This is a genomic window from Mizugakiibacter sediminis (assembly GCF_000953855.2).
Classification (GTDB): Bacteria; Pseudomonadota; Gammaproteobacteria; order Xanthomonadales; family Rhodanobacteraceae; genus Mizugakiibacter; species Mizugakiibacter sediminis.
The window spans coordinates 1-1,773 of the sequence record NZ_DF970214.1; the positions used below are offsets into that span (position 1 = coordinate 1).

The 1,773-nt window shown below is 75.0% G+C and carries 1 protein-coding gene; it reads left to right on the plus strand.

The window, feature by feature from the left end:
* A partial coding sequence (locus tag MBSD_RS09740) for an EAL domain-containing protein (RefSeq protein ID WP_062537155.1) occupies positions 1-1,650 on the plus strand: 1,650 nt, incomplete at its 5' end.
* Between the last annotated feature and the right edge of the window lie 123 nt (positions 1,651-1,773).

Consider the following 1,773-nt stretch of genomic DNA (forward strand, 5'->3'; position numbering starts at 1 on the left):
GTCAGCGACGGCAGCGAGCCCTATCGCGTGCTGATCGTCGAGGACGACGCGGCGCAGGCGCTGTACGTCGAGGCGATCCTGCGCAAGGCCGGCATGCTGACGCGCGTGCTGCACGAACCGCTGCCGGTGCTCGACGAGCTGGACCGTTTCCAGCCCGACCTGATCCTGATGGATCTCAACCTGCCGGGCTGCGATGGCCTGGAGCTGACCGCGCTGATCCGCGAGCGCGAGGCGTTCGTCAACACGCCGATCGTGTTTCTCTCCGGCGATCCCGACACCGAGCGCCAGTACGCCGCGCTCGACGCCGGCGGCGACGATTTCCTGACCAAACCGATCCGGCCGAAGTACCTGATCGCCGCGGTGACCAACCGCGTGCGCCGCGCGCGCCTGGCGGCGCGGCGCACGCGCCAGCGCCGCATGCGCGATCCGGTCACCGGCCTGCACCAGCGCGCGCAACTGCTGGACAGCCTGAACGAACTGCTCGCGGCCGGCGGCGCGGCGCGTACGCTCGGCGGCCTGCTGTGCGTCGAGCTCGACGACGCTCCCGCGCTGCGCGAACGGATCGGCCTCGCCGCCTTCGACGCCTTGCTGGTGCAGACCGGCAACTTCGTCGCCGCCCAGCTCGAACCCAACGAGATGATCGCGCGCTTCGGCGATGCCGGTTTCCTGCTGCTCGCTCCCGAACGCGACGAGGCGGCGCTGCTCGGCCTCGCCCACGGCCTGCGCGAGCGCGGCGCGCGCGAGCGCTTCGGCGGCACCGCGCTGCCGCTCGCGCTGGTCTGCGGCATCTGCGATTTCGCCGCCGGTCTCGACGACGCCGCGGCGATGCTGCGCGGCGCCGAGCGCGCGCTGCAGGCGGCGCGCGAGACGGCCGCCGGCGTGGCCCTGCTGTCGCAGCTCAAGCGTGCCGACAGCGGCCTGGCCGCGCGCATCCGCGCGGCGCTGGCCGACGACGGCCTGCACCTGGCGTTCCAGGCGGTCGTGCCGATCGGCGGCGATGCCGAGGAGGCGCGCTTCCAGACCCTGTTGCGCCTGCGCGACGCCGACGGCCGCCTGCTGACGGCCGCCGAACTGCTGCCGGAGGCGCGGCGCAGCGGCCAGATCGACGCGGTGGACCGCTGGGTGCTGCGGCGCTGCATCGAGCTGATCGCCGCGCGCGAGCGCGAGGGCCGGCCGGTACACCTGTTCGCCAGCCAGTCGATCGCGATCGCCGACGACCCGCTGCGGCTGCCGTGGCTGCGCGGCGAGCTGCAGACGGCGGCGATCCCGCGCGGCCGGCTGGCGCTGGAGTTCCGTTACGAGGAGGTGCGCACGCGCTTGCGCGCGCTGATCGACCTGGCGCCGGGCCTGCGCGAGCTGGGCGTCGGCGCCGCCTTGTCCGGACTGGACCGCGAGGCGGCGCAGGCGGGCCTGATCGCCCACCTGCCGCTGGACTTCGTCAAGCTGGCGCTGCACGACCTGGACGACGCGCTGCTGCGCGCGCTGGTCGGCACGGCGCACGCGCACGGGCGCCGCGTGATCGTCGCGCGCGTCGAGGACGCCGACGGCGCGGCGCGCGCGCTGGCCGCCGGCGCCGACTACCTGCAAGGCAACTTCGTGCAGCACGCCGGCGCCGGACTCGACTACGATTTCCGCGCCGCGGGCGGCTGAGGGGAGGGGCATGGACACACGCGCGACGGAGCGACGGCCATCGGCCTGGCTGCTCGGCGCCGGCATCGTGCTGCTGCTGGCGGCGGCCACGGCGGCGGCGCTGCTGCTGCCGGCCGCCGCCGC